Here is a 15,740-nt window from a genome sequence, read left to right as displayed (position 1 = left end):
TGTCCAAAATTGACATTCTATAAAAGAGGAATAAAAAGAGCTGTTAAGTACTCATTTTCATGGGTACAGTTTGACTCATTTTTGAGGTATTGTTCGATTACAGGCGTATGAGAGCATTCTTGTTTGCTTTCTAAAATCCATGACCCAAAAATTTGTTGATAGGTGTTTTCTAAATCTTGATAGGAGCCTTGGTGTATAAACTTAGCATAATTCCCACCAAAAATAGATTTTGAGGGTAGGTTCGTTAGAATTGAATTTGTTTCTAGGCAAGCATCATAAGTACATTTTGATTTTTCTGTGATAACCACATCATCGGCAATTAATCCATAAAATTGTGTGCTAACCTCCGAAAAGTCATTTTTTAAAATCGTTTTCCAAAGTTGCTCAATTTCGGGATTAATGTAAGAAGTTTTGCAACTTAAGTAGTAGACTGTTTTTTTAGGGATGTAAAGAATTTCAGGAGCTGTAATTGATAGTATTGAGTTTTGTACCTCGGTGTCATTTAGCAGAAGTTCTTTTTGATTTCGAGCTTGTGAAGGAGAGCAATTAAAGTGTTTTTTGAATGTTTTAGAAAACGATTGTACATCAGAAAAACCTATTTCTAAAGCTATATCTGAAATTTTAGCATTAGAATAGACTATTTTTTTATATCCATTTTCAACTTTTAATCTAGTTTGATATGCACCAATGGTTTCCTTGAAAAGCGAAAAAAAGATACGCTGTAAATTTCTATAGGAATAACAAGAAACCATTTCTAAAGATTTTATCGAGATAGTTTTGTTGTAATTTTTCTCAATATAATGTCTTGCGTTGTAAATGCGTTTTTGGTAGTCCATTAGTACAAGTGGTGCGTCTTTTTTAATTGTCCTCCAACAAATCCGGTCTTCTGTTTTTGGTGTGTTCGTAGGCTTTGTCTTCTCTCCATTTGTCAATTTTTGCAAAATGCCCACTGAGCAAAACATCAGGAACTTTCCAGCCTTTGTAATCGGCAGGTCTCGTATAAATTGGACCCGACAATAATCCGTCTTGAAAACTATCGGTCAAAGCTGAGGTTTCGTCACTCAAAACCCCTGGAATCAATCGAATCAAGGCATCACACAAAACCAAAGCACCCAATTCGCCTCCCGATAGCACATAATCGCCAATAGAAATTTCTTTGGTAATAAAATGGTCTCTCACTCGCTGATCGACACCTTTATAATGCCCGCACAAAATGATAATGTTTTCATACATCGACATCGTATTGGCCATTTTCTGGTTCAGCGTGTCTCCGTCGGGTGACATATAAATAATCTCGTCGTAGGTTCTCTCGCTCTTCAAATGCGTGATACAAGCATCAATCGGTTGCACCGTCATCACCATACCCGCGCCTCCGCCAAAAGGATAATCGTCTACACTTTTTTGTTTGTTGGTCGTATAGTCTCTCAAGTTGTGAAAATGCACTTCCACCAACCCCTTGTCGATAGCACGTTTCATAATCGAAGCTTCAAAAGGACTTCTCAATAATTCAGGTAAAACGGTAATAATATCAATTCTCATTGTAGTATTTTATATCGTGCAAAGGTACAAATTAAATGATAGGACACGAATCAAGTGACGCATCCTAATAGTTATTTGGGCGTGACCCCGAGGCACACGACTTTGCACAACCAAAAGTCCCTGCTCCTCGGGGTCGGGCTATCCGCTATATCTCTTGTGGCGAACCCCGCCCCACGAGGATGCCGCTGCTATCCCTCACGCAAAACGCCCTTAAATTAAGGATTAAATGATAAAATGATTGCTGATTTTTGATTAACGATTTTTGATTGCTGATGTTTAAGATATTGAAAATCATATGATTTTTACTCACTTGCACCAAAATCTAAAATCAAGAATCGTTAATCTTCAATCTAAAATCTCTTAACTGAATGACATTGCCCTCACGCAATCCCTGCAATCAAGACACTTTTCGTTTATACTCCAAACTGTCTCAAATGATGGCCCAAGTGTCTCCACATCAGTTTGTCCCAATCCACAAAACTCATCTTTCCCCAAAACGGATGATGCATTACCGTAATTACCGAAGTTCCTTTGGCAAATTCTTGAACACAAGCTATAAGTTGTGCTTGGCTTTTTTCAAAATCAGAATGGGAAGTGATACGGAATTCTTTTGCCGTGGGACTATTTTTTCCAAAGTCACTGTTAAAGGCTTTGTTTTTTATTAACCGACCCAACAAACGCATAGGAAAACTAATTTTTAAATCTTGTTTTCCAAAAGCTACGTTTATAGCAGCAATGCAGTGTTCACACATTTGGTCCACGCTCATCTTGCCCCAAAGCGGAGTAGAGGTAGCATTTAAATTCTTAATTCTTTCAATCAAAATCGCATTGTCGGAAGTGTCGTAAATAGAAGCCATAATGTATTCATTTTTAGATGCTATCAAAAGTAATGCTTTCACTCAAAATTCTGGTTGTTTTATTGCTATTCAATTGTTTTACGGAGTAATTTTATAAGATATAACAATCTTTAAGTTTGCATTATATCAGCTATAATTTACAAATTTGTGCACTATAAAAACCTTAGATACAGGATAAACGCAGCTATTTGTATAGATTTGCAATTTATTGGAATGAAATTTTTAAAATACCATCAATACATTACAAAAAAAGAACCAAACCCATGACAACCTCAAGCCTATTAATAGTGGATGACCATCCAATGGTTATTGATGGCTACATCAATGCTTTGTCTAATCACGATGCTGCTATTGATTTTACTACAGCTAATTCCTGTCAAAAAGCCTATTTGAAAATCACAGAACGTTATGTATCGCAAAAAGCATTTCATGCAGCTTTCTTGGACATTAGTTTGCCTCCCTATGCTGACAAGCAAATAAATTCGGGAGTAGATTTGGCAAGATTGATTCGGAACCATTTTCCTTTATGCAAAATAATTCTATTGACCATGCATAGTGAGTCTTTGATAGTCAATAATGCTATACAGGAGCTTAATCCAGAAGGATTCATCTTGAAAAATGACATTGACTCCCATTCTTTTAAAGAAGCCTACCGAGTTATTATGAATGGAGAAACGTTTTACAGTGCAACAATCCAGAAAGTAAGAAACGAATTCCTTGCCGAAAAACTCGATTTTGATGCTATTGATTACCAAATTTTGGCACTATTGGCACAAAAAGTAAAAACCAAAGACATGCCAATACACCTCAATCTTTCTTTGAGCGCGATTGAGAAAAGAAAAGCCCATATTAAATACGTACTGTTGAAGGATGTGGGCGGTAGCCTAGAAATAGTAGCGGCAGCGAAAAGAATAGGCTTGCTCTAAATTTTAACTAAAAACCGTACTTTTTTAACACAAAAACCGTAAAATCATCTAAAATAAAAATTTTAGCTTTGGTAAAGTCTTACAAATCAAAGTTAAGTGCACGTAACCAAGAGTTTGTTAGGAAACAATTATTTATTAACTCTAAAATTATTATTTTTATGAAAAAACGTAATGCAATTTTTGGTTTGATTTTAAGTGCTGGTTTTGTTTTATTTGCTAGCTCTGTTTCAAAAAATATTTCAGCTAATGCTGGTTATTTGATAGCAGCACATTTTTCTGATCATGGTGCAGTCCAAAATTTTGGAGCTGGAGCTGGAGGAGCGGCTGGATGGCTAGGAGCAACATGGGCTGGTGCTAAAATTGGAGGTCAATTAGGCTCTGTAGTTGGAGGTCCAGTAGGTATTATTCTTGGTGCAGGACTTGGTGCAGCATAAATCAAAATTAAGGCATGGATAAGACCCATGCCTTAAAATAACCAAAAAGCTTTTTTTTATGTTAGAATTTTTTTTAGGAGGAGTGTTATTGTATCTATCAATGTTTTGTTTTAGATTTTTTTTTGTTTTTTTCTTGTCAAAGTATTACAATGAAAGTTTTACTAAGAATTTTGAGTTTGATTTAATTCAATTTATCATTGAATCTATATTTTTTGGAGTTGTTTTTTTATCATTTATGCTTATTTCTGAAATATTAATTCAAAGAAATTTACTTCTTTCTTTGGTATCTGTTTTAATAATATCTTTGATTCCTACTTATCTATTTATTATAAGTCCAATTCAATTTCTACTTAAAAAAAAGGAATATTCGGATTTTGATAGTAATTTTTTTTGCACAAACTACAGTATATTGGAAAGTTATAAGATTAAAGTTATTAATAAGAATGTATTTAATGCTTATGCGACAGGAATAATACCCTTTTCAAAAACAATTTTAATAGGTAAACCACTAGTGGATAACTTAACTAAAGAAGAACTTTTTAGTATATTATTACATGAGGCAGGCCATTTAAAATTAAATCATCTTAACAAATTGTATTTTATTAATTTGATAATAGCAGTTGTTTCACATTTATTGTTTCAATTGAGAAGTTTTTATTTTCATTATGATAATGAAATTTTAAATGTTTTTTTTGTAGGAATTACAGGTGCTATGTTTGGATTATTATTATGGTTTTTGCCAGGAAAAATTCAATACAAGTTTGAATTTGAAGCAGATCGATTTGCTGCGAAATATAATGGTGAAGAAAATTTGATTAATGCATTAAAAAAACTTGATGAGATGTCTAATGGTGATGTTTCGAAAGGTGGTATAACACACCCTAAACTTATTTTTAGAATTAATAATATTCTAAAGCAATGAAATTATATATTTTATCATTATGTATTTTTTTATCTGGATTTATTTTATGTCTTATCACTTATGATGTACAATCGGTTTACACATACAGTTATAATTTTACTCATTCTGACATTAATAATTTTAACACAGGTTTTCTTTTTGTAGATATTTTTATTAATAACATTATTTTATGTTTAATAATATCCATATTAGGCTTTATCTCTGGTGGAATTTTAACTATAGTTCTACTTTTTTGGAATGGTTATTTACTGGCAATTTTTTTGAATGCAGGGTTTTCTGATTTATCATTATATGAGTTAATGTTTTTATCAAAACATATTCCTTTAGAGATTTTCTCAATTTTACTATTCGCCAAATTTAGTTTTAACGGTTTCTTTTTTTACAGAAGTATAATCATTGAAAAAAAAATTAAATTTATAAGTAAAAGAGAGATTATAAATTTAATTTATCCAATAATTTTGTTATTTTTTTCTTCTATTATTGAAACATTATGAAAAGTGCTTATAAACTTGAAAATACTATTTCTAAAACAATTATTTGTTTACTAGTTTATTTATTAATTTTATCTATATCAGGTATTTTAAAATCAAATATAATTATTGATATAATACCTTCTGAGCTTATTAATTCTGCGAAAATATCAAGTTATGTTAGCGTAATTATATCGTCAACAATAAGTATTCTTATAATTGGTTTTATGATATGTATAGTTTATTTTTTAAATGTAATATTTGCCTTAGGTATAAATGAAAAATCATTGATAGTTTCTTTTGGAAATGCAATTTTTGTATTTATCTTATTTGAAGTAATTAAATTTATATTTGCATATGTTATGTTAGAAAAAGATATAAGAAATATTACTTTCTCCGAAAACTTAATTGAAAGTATAAAACAAACATCATGGTTTTATTATGATAATATCTTAAAACTTTTAATGATTATTATGTCTTCACTAGTATATATAATAACATTGAAAATCAAAGAAATAGACACAAAGCATTCAACAATGTTATTCTTATTGTTTACATTGCTAATAGGTTTTTATATTTCTACACTAGAATATTCATAAAGAATATTTTTGGTTAATTTCTAACAGTTAAGTAGGGCTTTGATACAAGTCTAAAATTGTAACAAAATGCAAATTATTAAGCATAGTATCTCAAAACTTGTTTTGTTAAATCGTAAGATTAGCAATTTTTTTTAGCTTGTTCATTAGCTTTCAATACAGCATATGGAAATGTAATGGTGTAGGCAAAAGTGTAATCTGTTCTTAATTTGAAAAATAATCATACTCAATTTTACCATTCAAAATGAGCGCCTACTTAAGTTTAACCAAACGGTTAGCTCATTATTTATAAATCTTTATGATATTATTGGTTTCTCAATAAAAGGAGCATTTGCCTGCGATACTGTTTTTTTTTAGTACTTTTAAAACCTAATAATTTGTAAATTTTTCAATATGAATTCTTTTTCAAAAAGAGCTAGTGCTGGCTGTCTTTTGTTGTTCAGTACGCTGCTAGTCGAGAACGTGAATGCCCAAAATACTATTGCTCCTATGAACAATCCTCTTTTGCAACGCAGTACTTTACAGTACCAAACGCCACCTTTTGATAAAATTAAAGATGAACATTTTAAACCAGCTTTTGACTATGGTTTAAAAGTACACGATGAAGAAATCGAGAAAATCACGAACAATATGGCAAAGCCGACATTCGAGAATACCGTTTTGGCGTTAGAAACTTGTGGTGTAGATTTAAGTAGAGCAACTGGAGTTTTTTATAACCTTTCAGGTTCTAATACTAATCCAACACTTCAGGCAATTGAAGCAGAATATGCACCAATTTTTTCAGCGCATAACGATAAAATTTACTTGAATAGTAAATTGTATAACCGCATCAAAAGCATTCCATTGTCGAGTTTGAAGGGAGAAGATAAAAAACTAACCGAATACTACTTGCAACAATTTGAATTAGCAGGAGCTAATCTTTCGGAGGCCGATAAAGAAAAGATGAAAAAAATCAACGAAGAGTTGGCTACCTTGAGTACTTTATACAGCAATAAATTATTAACCGCGCGTAAAAACGCTGCTGTGTTTTTTGACTCTGCTTCAGATTTGGCAGGTTTAACGCCTGATGAAATTGCAGCTGCCAAAGCCAATGCTACCGCAGCAGGACAAGACGGAAAATACATGATTGCGATTATCAATACCACACAACAACCTGTTTTGATGAGTTTGACCAATCGTGCGTCTAGAGAGAAGGTTTTCAAAGCCTCTTGGTATCGTGCAGAAAAAGGAGATGAAGGTGATACTCGCGAAACCCTTGAAAAAATGGCTAAATTGCGTTTGCAAAAAGCAAAATTGATGGGTAAAAAGAGTTTTGCCGAGTGGAAATTGCAAGACCAAATGGCCCAAACTCCTGCTCCTGCAATGGATTTGTTAGCCAAAATCGCAAAACCAGCAGTAGCCAAAGCTAACGAAGAAGCCAAAGACATTCAAGCCTTAATTGATGCCCAAAATGGTGGTTTTAAATTAGAGCCTTGGGATTGGGATTTCTATTCTGAGCAAGTACGTAAAGCCAAATACGATTTGGACGAAAGTCAAATCAAACCGTATTTTGAAATCGGTTCAGTGCTAGAAAAAGGAGTCTTTTTTGCAGCAAAACAAATGTACGGGCTGACTTTTAAAGAAAGGAACGATTTGCCAGTGTACAATCCTGATGTAAAAGTGTATGAGGTGTTCAACGACAAAGGCACTTCAATCGCGATTTATTACTTGGATTTTTATGCTAGAGACAATAAAAACGGAGGTGCTTGGATGAGTAATTTCGTCAATCAATCGCATTATTTAAACCAAAAACCAGTCATTGTCAATGTGTACAATTTTGCAAAACCAGTTAATGGTAATCCATCTTTAATCAGTTTTGATGATGTAACGACATTATTTCACGAGTTTGGACACACCTTACACGGATTGTTTGCCAACCAAAAATATGTAACACTTTCTGGAACTGCTGTACCTAGAGATTATGTAGAGTTTCCTTCGCAAATCAACGAGCATGCTGCTTTAGATCCAACGGTTTTGAAAAATTACGCAGTACATTATCAAACCAAACAAGCTATTCCTCAAGAGTTGATAGATAAAATTAAAAAAGCTGATACCTTCAACAAAGGGTATGTGGTAACTGAATTGTTGGCTGCTGCAACGCTAGATATGGCTTGGCATAATGTAGAGAAAGAATCGGATTTTAAACCTACTTTAGATTTTGAAAAAGAGGCTTTACAAAAATATGGTTTGTTAGTGAATGAAGTGCCTACTCGTTATCATTCTCCTTACTTTGCTCACATTTGGGGAGGCGGTTACTCTGCAGGATATTACGCTTACACTTGGTCTAAAACTTTAGATTATAATGCTTACGATTGGTTTGAAGCCAATGGTGGAATGACTAGAAAGAATTGTGATCGTTTTGTGAAATACATTTTGTCTGTTGGGAACAGTGTAGATTTGAACAAAGCTTTCAAAGAATTCATCGGTCACGATATGAAGATTGAACCGTATTTGAAAAATGCAGGATTGAATAAATAATTGACTGACAAAATATTACTAATACTTAAAAATGACATTCGAAAGGATGTCATTTTTTTATTACTTGCAGCATTCTTTTGTTTACGCTTTTTGAAATAGCTATATTGTCAAACAATATTTTTAATGCATTACTACGAATTGTCATATGAACGAAAGTAACAAAAGAAAAAGTCAGGCTAAAACATTGAGAGTGTTTAGAAAAGTGCACCGAACTACGGGCGCTTTTTTATTTATTTTCTTTTTCATTATATCCATGTCGGGATTACTTTTAGGATGGAAAAAAAATAGCGGTGGCTTACTATTGGCCGATTCTCGCAAAGGAACCACTACCGATTTGAGACTATGGCTCCCTGTGGATAGTTTACAACAAAAAGCCTGTTATTATTTGCAAAAAGAAGTTTCACCTAATGTTTCTTTAGCTTTGAACCGAATTGACATTCGTCCCGATAAAGGAATGGTGAAGTTTGTTTTTGAGGAAGACTATTGGGGCGTTCAATTGGATGGAGCTACGGGAGAACTTTTGCATGTAGAACGTCGAAATGCTGATTTTGTCGAAAACATTCACGATGGTTCGTACTTAGATGCTTATTTTGAAACTGGTAACGGTGTCTTTAAATTGGTTTATACCACTGTAATGGGACTAGCTCTTTTGGTTTTTACTATAACTGGTTTTTGGCTTTGGTATGGGCCTAAGCGAATGCGTAAGTAAATTGTTTTTGTAATTTAGTTGTTGTTTTTAGTCCAATTTTAAAAAAGTGTTTATGATGACACCACTGTTTAAAAAGCTCAATTTTAAAAATCACAATGCGATTTTAGTTCTTAATGCTCCTGTTTCTTTTGAATTAGAGATGAGTAAGATGGCAGCTGAGACTACATTTTTTACTGATGCAATAAAGCTTGACTCTATTGATTTTGTTATAGTTTTTGTCACGCAATTGCAAGAAATAGAAACAGCAATTACATCACTTTTTCCAAAAATTAACGGTGATGCTATCATTTGGTTTTGTTATCCAAAAGGAACTTCCAAAAAATACAAATGCGAATTCAATAGAGACAATGGCTGGGCGGTTATAGGAAATTTTGGTTTTGAACCCGTTCGTATGGTTGCTGTTGATGAAGATTGGAGCGCTTTGCGATTTAGAAAAACGACCTATATTAAAACGCTTACTCGCAGTTCTAGTTTTGCTATTTCTGCCGATGGGAAAGCCAGAACTCAAAAGTGAAATATTCTAAATTAAAAATGTAGCAGTCAAAAACTAATGCCAAGTTTTTTTAGCCAAAGAATAAGAATGATAGGACTTAGGAGTGGGAATTCAACGTCAGATTATGGTTCTAGTGTGAGGATTTTGTGAGCTAATAAAATAATAATAAGCAAAAATTGATATCGCATTTATTTTCGTAAATTTGCGCCTCAATAAAAATAATTTATCATGGAAAACGGAATATACGCTAAATTCAATACCTCAAAAGGATCGATTTTGGTAAAATTGACGCACGATTTGACTCCAGGAACTGTTGGGAATTTCGTGGCTTTGGCAGAAGGAAATATGGAAAACAAGGTTAAGCCTCAAGGTGTAAAATACTATGATGGTTTATCTTTTCACAGAGTAATTCCTGATTTTATGATTCAAGGGGGATGTCCTAAAGGTACAGGAACTGGAGATCCAGGATACAAATTTGATGATGAGTTTCATCCTTCTCTAAAACACGATCGCCCAGGTGTTTTGTCTATGGCTAATGCTGGACCTGGAACCAATGGATCACAGTTTTTTATTACACACGTTCCAACAAGCTGGTTGGATAACAAACACACTGTTTTCGGGCACGTAATCGAAGGACAAGAGGTTGTGGATGCAGTAGCGCAAGGAGACCAATTGGAGACTTTAGAAATTATTCGTGTTGGTGAAGAAGCGCAAAACTGGAATGCTATCGAAGCTTTTATCGGTTTAAGAGGTGCTAGAATGAAAAGAGAAGCAGCTTTGAAAGCAGAAGCAGAAGCAAAAATGGAACAATTGGCTGCTGGTTTTGAAAAAACAGAAAGCGGATTGCGTTACCAATTTATTCAAAGAGGTTCTGGTAAAAAAGCAGAAAACGGAAAAACTGTTGCTGTACATTATGAAGGTTCTCTTGAAAACGGAAAAGTATTTGATTCTTCTTACCCAAGAAAAAAACCGATCGAATTTCGTTTAGGACAAGGTCAAGTGATTGAAGGTTGGGACGAAGGTATCGCTTTGTTGCAAGTAGGAGATAAAGCCCGTTTTGTAATTCCATCTGATTTGGCTTATGGACCAAGTGGTGCAGGAGGAGTAATTCCACCACACGCTACTTTGATTTTTGATGTGGAATTAATGGATGTCAAATAAAAAATTATTAGAGCAATTTATAAATCCCAAAACAGTCTAATTAGCTGTTTTGGGATTTTTTTTGTAGTATTGAAAAAGAAACGAAATAAAATTTTTATGAGCATAGAAAATACAGCTTCTCTCAGTTGGGAAGAATTCGAAAGAGTGGAGATGCGTGTTGGAACTATTTTAGAAGTGAACGATTTTCCTGAAGCCAGAAAACCTGCTTATCAACTCACTATTGATTTTGGAGCAGTCATAGGGGTTCGTAAATCTTCAGCTCAAATTACACTACGATATTCCAAAGAAGTTTTAATTGGCCGTCAAATTGTAGCGGTAGTTAATTTTCCTAAAAAGCAAATAGGCAAATTTAGGAGCGAATGCTTGGTGCTTGGCGCTGTAGGCGAGCAGAGCGATGTGGTTTTGTTAGCTCCCGATTTTAAGATAGAAAACGGATTGAGAATCGCTTAGTTTATTTTTTGGATTAAAAGTTTCAAAATGTCTTGCCCTTCTTCCCAAAGACCTAGCTTGGTTTCGGAATTGATGTGTCCTTTTCTTCCAATATTAATAAAATCACTTCCCCAGTTTTTGGCCAATTCTTGGGCTCTTTCCAAAGTCATATATGGGTCGTTTTCGCTTCCAACTACAATTGAGGGGAAAGGCATTGCATGCAATGGAATTGGTGCAAAATTCCAAATGCACTCAGGTGTGTGTTCATGGGAGTCAACATCAGCGGGTGCGACTAATAAGGCTCCTCTGATGTAAGCATTATGGTTGTTTTTTGCCCAATGTGCAACTAAGATAGTGCCTAAACTATGCGCTACCAAAACTGTAGGTTTTTGAATCGTTTGCAGGGTTTCATTTAAGCGTTCAAGCCAATCGTTGAGTAAAGGCTCATCCCAATTGTCTTGGGTTACTTTGATGGTATTCGGGAAATGCTCTAACCAAAAGTTTTGCCAATGCCCCACGCCTGAGTCACCTAATCCAGGAATAATGAGGAGTTTTGGTGTCATTGTTTTTTTGTATTGTTCTATTTTTCTTTTCAAAATATTTTTTTTTTTTTCGCCAAAAAATGATGAAAGCCAATATGTAGTTTTCATGGATTTTTTTACTCCATAAATATATTGATTTTGTAGGATGTTATGAAAAAGAGACGTGATTTTTAGTCCAGACGGTAGCAGCAGGACGAGGCTTGAAGGCAATTTCATTAAGTTAGGAGATTAAATTATAAATTGATTGCTGATTTTAGATTAACGATTTTTGATTGCTGATGTATAAGATACTGAAAATTAAGTAATTTTTAATTCACTTGTTCCAAAATCAAAAATCGTTAATCTTCAATCTAAAATCTCTTAACTTAATGACATTGGGCGTGAAGGATAACAAGGACTTTTGCTCCAAAAAAAAAGTCCAAAAATCAGTTGACTTTTGGACTTAAGTATGCGTTTGTTGATTTTAAATATCGTCAAAGTCGATATCTGTAAAACTAGATACTTTTGGGGTATTTTCGTTTTCTAAAGCTTCGTTAGAGAATTCTTTTTTGAAATCTTTTTGGTGTCTTTCAGAAATTACTTCTTCGCCTTTGTGGTTTAAAATGTAAGAAGTCATGTCGCCTAAAATCTCTTCGAAAGCTGCAAAATCCTCTTTATACAAGTAAATCTTGTGCTTTTTGAAATGGAAAGAGCCATCTTCTTCGGTGAATTTTTTGCTTTCGGTAATGGTAATGTAGTAATCATCAGCCTTTGTGGCTCTTACATCAAAGAAATAGGTTCTTCTCCCAGCGCGAAGCACTTTAGAGTAAATTTCTTCTTTTTCTAGCATGTCATTTTCTCTCATAATTCTTTCGATCCTTTTATAAATAGCAATCAAAAATCATAAAAAATTATTGATAAAACAACATTTATAGTAATTCTTTTTCTGAAAGTTGTTTTAAATAGAGCGCTGCATAATAGCCTTCTTCATTTATTAATTGATTATGAGAGCCTTGCTGGATTATTTTGCCATTTTCAAGAATGATGATTTTGTCAGCATTTTTTGCAGAAGAAACTCTGTGGCTTACAATTATGGTGGTTTTGTCTTTACAAATTTCGAATAGGTTGTTCAAAATTGCTTCTTCGGTTTCGGTGTCTACTGCTGAAAGACAGTCGTCAAAAAGTAAAATCTCTGGTTTTTTGATGATGGCTCTGGCAATAGAAACACGTTGTTTTTGTCCGCCAGACAAAGTGATGCCACGTTCGCCCAAAATGGTGTCGTAGCCTTTGTTGAACCCTTCGATATTGTCATGAACTACAGCGCTTTTGGCTGCTTCGATAACTTCGTCGTCAGAGGCGTTTTCTTTACCAAACTTGATGTTGTTTTTGATGCTATCCGAGAACAGGAAGGCGTCTTGTGGTACAATTCCGATGCTGTTTCTTAAGTCGAATAAATTCAATTGACTGATTTCTGTTCCGTCAATTTTTACTTGTCCTTCGGTTACATCGTGCAATCTAGAGATGAGCGATAAAAGTGTTGATTTTCCTGAACCTGTTTTGCCAAGAATAGCCAATGTTTCTCCTTTTTTTACTGTAAAAGAAACATTTTTGAGTGCTTCGATGTTGGTATCTTCGTAGGTATAGCTTACGTTTTCGAAAGCGATATGACCTTCTATTGTGCTTGAATTTGGATTATTGTTTTGAATGTCAGGAACAATTTTTAAGAATTCGTTCAATCGTTTTTGAGAAGCCTCAGCCTCTTGTACCATAGACGAAACCCAACCCAAAGAAGCAACTGGCCATGTTAACATGTTGACATACAAAATAAATTCGGCGATGGTACCAATGCTTTTTATGGTTCCGTTGATGTATAGCATTCCACCAAAATAGATAACTACTAAGTTGCTAATTCCAATTAAGGCAAGCATCAACGGACCAAATAATGACTGTACTCTCGCTAGATTCAAACTTTTGCTTTTGCTTTCTTCTGCTAGCGAGATGAGGTTATTTTGTTGTTGATTTTCTAGAGAATAGGCTTTGATTACTCGAATTCCGGAGAAAATTTCCTGAGTAAAACTCGAAACTTTAGATAAATATTGCTGAAAAACGGTACTACGAATGTTGATTTCTGAACTTAATTTGAAAATGGCATACGACAAAATTGGCAATGGGAGCAAAGTGTAAAGCGTTAATCTGGGCGAGACATTGTACATATAAGCAATTACAATGGCAAATCGAATAAAGGTGTTGATGGTATACATGACCGCTGGGCCAACGTACATTCGAACTTTGGAAACATCCTCACTGATACGATTCATCAAATCTCCTGTACGGTTTTGCTTGTAGAAGTTTTGTGAAAGGTTTTCGTATTGACGAAATACTTCGTTTTTTAAATCAAATTCGATATGGCGCGACATAACAATTAGTGTTTGTCGCATCAAAAAGGTTAGAAAACCTGCCAGAATTGTTGTAGCAATAATTAGTAAAACGTTGTGGAGGAGTTCTTCACGATATTGACCAATAACCATTGTAGATGATTTTTCTATAGTAGAAAGTTTATCGAATTTTTCGATAGCATCTAGAGAGCTGCTAATTAGTTTTGGGGTAAAAAGAGAAAATATTTGTGCGATAATTGTGATTAAAATACCAATCGAAAAACTGTATTTGTATTTTAAAAAGTATTTGTCTAAATAACGTAATTCTTTCATTTTTTTTGAGATTCGGACTTGTTTCTTATTTTATTGTTACTTTTTTGTTAAAAAAAGTAAAGCGATTACTTCGTAGTGTCCACTAAAAATTTATGATATTATCAAAATATGGTTTTTAAATTAGGTTATATTTTATTATTTTATATTTTTGAATCGAAATTTTATCAAATTTGTAAAATAATAAAATCAACACGCTTATGAATGCAACAATAGCAACTGCTAAGGAAATTCAAAAAATGGATCCTGTTTTTGGTCAAATATCATTCGATGACCATGAACAAATTGTATTTTGCAACGACAAAGATACTGGATTAAAAGCAATAATTGGTATTCATAATTCGGTAATGGGACCAGCTTTGGGTGGTACGAGAATGTTTAATTATAGCAATGAGTGGGAAGCTTTGAATGATGTTTTGCGTTTGTCTCGCGGAATGACTTTTAAATCAGCAATTACCGGTTTAAATATTGGTGGAGGAAAAGCAGTAATTATTGGTGATGCTAAAACACAAAAAACGCCAGAATTGATGCGTAAGTTTGGTGAATTCGTTCATTCTTTAAGCGGACGATATATCACAGCTGAAGATGTTGGAATGGAAACTGCCGACATGGATCTTGTAAGAGATGTCACGCCTTATGTAACTGGAATTTCAGAAGAAAGAGGTGGGGCAGGAAACCCGTCTCCTGTAACAGCTTTTGGAGTTTATATGGGAATGAAAGCAGCAGCTAAACAACAATTTGGTTCTGACGTATTAACTGGTAAAAAAGTTTTAGTACAAGGAATTGGTCACGTTGGAGAAGCTTTGGTTGAATATCTAACCAAAGAAGGAGCTTTAGTAACCATTTCAGATATCAACGAAGAGCGTCTTTATGAAGTAGGGAAAAAATACAATGCAACTGTTTATTCAGGAAATGATGTGTATGCTGAAGAGGTTGATATCTATGCGCCATGTGCAATGGGAGCTACTATTAATGACGCAACTATTCATAAAATTAAAGCGAAAGTAATTGCAGGAGCAGCAAATAATCAGTTGGCTAATGAAACTGTTCACGGTGCAATTTTGCAAGAAAGAGGTATTTTGTATGCGCCAGATTTCTTGATCAACGCAGGAGGAATCATTAACGTGTATGCAGAATTAGCTCATTACGGTAAAGCAGAAATTATGGCTAAAACCGAAAATATCTATAACACTACTTTAGAGATTTTTGATTTTGCAATTGCAAACAAAATGACCACACACCAAGCAGCATTGACTATTGCGCAACAACGTATTGCGGAAAGAAAACTAGCAAATAGTAAATAATAGTTTTTATAAATTTTTAGTGTCTCAATTATTTAGAGGTTTTTTCGGATCCTTTAGTAATTGGGACACTTTTTTAATTATAAAATAAAATTCCTTTCAAATTTTCATTTCAGCGATGAAATCCTTAATTTTGTCGACTAATTTTTAAAAGTTCTTA

General features: G+C 33.8%; 17 protein-coding genes. 11 read left to right on the top strand and 6 right to left on the bottom strand.

What is annotated here, in order from left to right:
* Window positions 1-17: 17 nt before the first annotated feature.
* The 3 genes from O9307_RS12655 to O9307_RS12645 all read right to left on the bottom strand — a co-directional run bounded on the left by O9307_RS12655 (window position 18) and on the right by O9307_RS12645 (window position 2,438).
* Window positions 18-836, bottom strand: coding sequence for an AraC family transcriptional regulator (locus O9307_RS12655; protein WP_189318507.1), 819 nt, complete (start codon window positions 834-836; stop codon window positions 18-20).
* A gap of 22 nt (window positions 837-858) precedes the next feature.
* Window positions 859-1,539 carry a tRNA (guanosine(37)-N1)-methyltransferase TrmD gene (trmD, locus tag O9307_RS12650; RefSeq protein WP_298299890.1) on the bottom strand — a complete coding sequence of 227 codons (681 nt, stop codon included), beginning with the start codon at window positions 1,537-1,539 and terminating at the stop codon, window positions 859-861.
* A gap of 413 nt (window positions 1,540-1,952) precedes the next feature.
* A complete protein-coding gene (locus O9307_RS12645; RefSeq protein ID WP_298299888.1) occupies window positions 1,953-2,438 on the bottom strand; it encodes a DUF1569 domain-containing protein in 486 nt (161 codons plus the stop codon).
* Between the two features lie 221 nt (window positions 2,439-2,659).
* Here O9307_RS12645 and O9307_RS12640 point away from each other — a divergent pair, with 221 nt between their 5' ends.
* The 10 genes from O9307_RS12640 (at window position 2,660) to O9307_RS12595 (ending at window position 11,074) form a co-directional block, all read left to right on the top strand.
* A complete protein-coding gene (locus tag O9307_RS12640; RefSeq protein ID WP_298299886.1) occupies window positions 2,660-3,322 on the top strand; it encodes a response regulator in 663 nt (220 codons plus the stop codon).
* A 158-nt stretch (window positions 3,323-3,480) separates the two neighbouring features.
* Complete coding sequence (locus tag O9307_RS12635; RefSeq protein WP_298299884.1) at window positions 3,481-3,756, top strand: hypothetical protein; 276 nt, start codon at window positions 3,481-3,483, stop codon at window positions 3,754-3,756.
* Window positions 3,757-3,814: 58 nt separating this feature from the next.
* Window positions 3,815-4,678, top strand: a complete 864-nt coding sequence (locus O9307_RS12630) for a M48 family metallopeptidase (RefSeq protein ID WP_298299882.1) — start codon at window positions 3,815-3,817, stop codon at window positions 4,676-4,678.
* A complete protein-coding gene (locus O9307_RS12625; RefSeq protein ID WP_298299880.1) occupies window positions 4,675-5,172 on the top strand; it encodes a stage II sporulation protein M in 498 nt (165 codons plus the stop codon). Before O9307_RS12630 ends, O9307_RS12625 begins: the two co-directional genes overlap by 4 nt.
* Window positions 5,169-5,747 (top strand): hypothetical protein, encoded by a 579-nt coding sequence (locus O9307_RS12620; protein WP_298299878.1) that lies wholly within the window; start codon window positions 5,169-5,171, stop codon window positions 5,745-5,747. Before O9307_RS12625 ends, O9307_RS12620 begins: the two co-directional genes overlap by 4 nt.
* Window positions 5,748-6,233: 486 nt before the next feature.
* Window positions 6,234-8,261, top strand: a complete 2,028-nt coding sequence (locus O9307_RS12615) for a M3 family metallopeptidase (protein ID WP_298299922.1) — start codon at window positions 6,234-6,236, stop codon at window positions 8,259-8,261.
* A 145-nt stretch (window positions 8,262-8,406) separates the two neighbouring features.
* Complete coding sequence (locus O9307_RS12610) at window positions 8,407-8,970, top strand: PepSY domain-containing protein (RefSeq protein ID WP_298299876.1); 564 nt, start codon at window positions 8,407-8,409, stop codon at window positions 8,968-8,970.
* 52 nt (window positions 8,971-9,022) lie between these two features.
* The gene (locus tag O9307_RS12605; RefSeq protein ID WP_298299874.1) at window positions 9,023-9,484 is read left to right on the top strand and encodes a hypothetical protein; all 462 of its coding nucleotides are present in this window, start codon (window positions 9,023-9,025) and stop codon (window positions 9,482-9,484) included.
* Window positions 9,485-9,691: 207 nt separating this feature from the next.
* Window positions 9,692-10,624 carry a peptidylprolyl isomerase gene (locus O9307_RS12600; RefSeq protein ID WP_298299872.1) on the top strand — a complete coding sequence of 311 codons (933 nt, stop codon included), beginning with the start codon at window positions 9,692-9,694 and terminating at the stop codon, window positions 10,622-10,624.
* Window positions 10,625-10,720: 96 nt separating this feature from the next.
* Window positions 10,721-11,074: a tRNA-binding protein gene (locus O9307_RS12595; RefSeq protein WP_298299869.1), complete on the top strand. Its 354-nt coding sequence runs from the start codon at window positions 10,721-10,723 to the stop codon at window positions 11,072-11,074.
* Here O9307_RS12595 and O9307_RS12590 read toward each other — a convergent pair.
* The 3 genes from O9307_RS12590 to O9307_RS12580 all read right to left on the bottom strand — a co-directional run bounded on the left by O9307_RS12590 (window position 11,071) and on the right by O9307_RS12580 (window position 14,282).
* Complete coding sequence (locus tag O9307_RS12590) at window positions 11,071-11,649, bottom strand: alpha/beta hydrolase (protein ID WP_366100543.1); 579 nt, start codon at window positions 11,647-11,649, stop codon at window positions 11,071-11,073. The genes O9307_RS12595 and O9307_RS12590 overlap by 4 nt on opposite strands.
* A 409-nt stretch (window positions 11,650-12,058) precedes the next feature.
* Window positions 12,059-12,439: a PUR family DNA/RNA-binding protein gene (locus O9307_RS12585; RefSeq protein WP_298299867.1), complete on the bottom strand. Its 381-nt coding sequence runs from the start codon at window positions 12,437-12,439 to the stop codon at window positions 12,059-12,061.
* 64 nt (window positions 12,440-12,503) lie between these two features.
* Entirely contained in the window at window positions 12,504-14,282 is a 1,779-nt protein-coding gene (locus O9307_RS12580; RefSeq protein WP_298299866.1) for an ABC transporter ATP-binding protein, read from the bottom strand.
* Between the two features lie 197 nt (window positions 14,283-14,479).
* Between O9307_RS12580 and O9307_RS12575 the strand changes: the two genes are divergently transcribed.
* Window positions 14,480-15,583, top strand: coding sequence for an amino acid dehydrogenase (locus tag O9307_RS12575; RefSeq protein ID WP_298299864.1), 1,104 nt, complete (start codon window positions 14,480-14,482; stop codon window positions 15,581-15,583).
* Window positions 15,584-15,740 lie beyond the last annotated feature (157 nt).

The organism is Flavobacterium sp. (genome assembly GCF_027531905.1).
Lineage (GTDB): Bacteria > Bacteroidota > Bacteroidia > Flavobacteriales > Flavobacteriaceae > Flavobacterium.
The sequence above is the reverse complement of the archived record's forward strand: the minus strand, read 5'-3'. Positions and strand labels throughout refer to the sequence as shown.

What these genes read in the sequence shown, in the direction of transcription:
- O9307_RS12600 (WP_298299872.1), top strand. Translation starts at nt 9,692, where the DNA reads ATGGAAAACGGAATATACGCTAAATTCAATACCTCAAAAGGATCGATT.
- O9307_RS12605 (WP_298299874.1), top strand. Translation starts at nt 9,023, where the DNA reads ATGATGACACCACTGTTTAAAAAGCTCAATTTTAAAAATCACAATGCG.
- O9307_RS12595 (WP_298299869.1), top strand. Translation starts at nt 10,721, where the DNA reads ATGAGCATAGAAAATACAGCTTCTCTCAGTTGGGAAGAATTCGAAAGA.
- O9307_RS12630 (WP_298299882.1), top strand. Translation starts at nt 3,815, where the DNA reads ATGTTAGAATTTTTTTTAGGAGGAGTGTTATTGTATCTATCAATGTTT.
- O9307_RS12635 (WP_298299884.1), top strand. Translation starts at nt 3,481, where the DNA reads ATGAAAAAACGTAATGCAATTTTTGGTTTGATTTTAAGTGCTGGTTTT.
- trmD (WP_298299890.1), bottom strand. Translation starts at nt 1,539, where the DNA reads ATGAGAATTGATATTATTACCGTTTTACCTGAATTATTGAGAAGTCCT.
- O9307_RS12615 (WP_298299922.1), top strand. Translation starts at nt 6,234, where the DNA reads ATGAACAATCCTCTTTTGCAACGCAGTACTTTACAGTACCAAACGCCA.
- O9307_RS12625 (WP_298299880.1), top strand. Translation starts at nt 4,675, where the DNA reads ATGAAATTATATATTTTATCATTATGTATTTTTTTATCTGGATTTATT.
- O9307_RS12580 (WP_298299866.1), bottom strand. Translation starts at nt 14,282, where the DNA reads ATGAAAGAATTACGTTATTTAGACAAATACTTTTTAAAATACAAATAC.
- O9307_RS12610 (WP_298299876.1), top strand. Translation starts at nt 8,407, where the DNA reads ATGAACGAAAGTAACAAAAGAAAAAGTCAGGCTAAAACATTGAGAGTG.
- O9307_RS12620 (WP_298299878.1), top strand. Translation starts at nt 5,169, where the DNA reads ATGAAAAGTGCTTATAAACTTGAAAATACTATTTCTAAAACAATTATT.
- O9307_RS12655 (WP_189318507.1), bottom strand. Translation starts at nt 836, where the DNA reads ATGGACTACCAAAAACGCATTTACAACGCAAGACATTATATTGAGAAA.
- O9307_RS12585 (WP_298299867.1), bottom strand. Translation starts at nt 12,439, where the DNA reads ATGAGAGAAAATGACATGCTAGAAAAAGAAGAAATTTACTCTAAAGTG.
- O9307_RS12575 (WP_298299864.1), top strand. Translation starts at nt 14,480, where the DNA reads ATGAATGCAACAATAGCAACTGCTAAGGAAATTCAAAAAATGGATCCT.
- O9307_RS12640 (WP_298299886.1), top strand. Translation starts at nt 2,660, where the DNA reads ATGACAACCTCAAGCCTATTAATAGTGGATGACCATCCAATGGTTATT.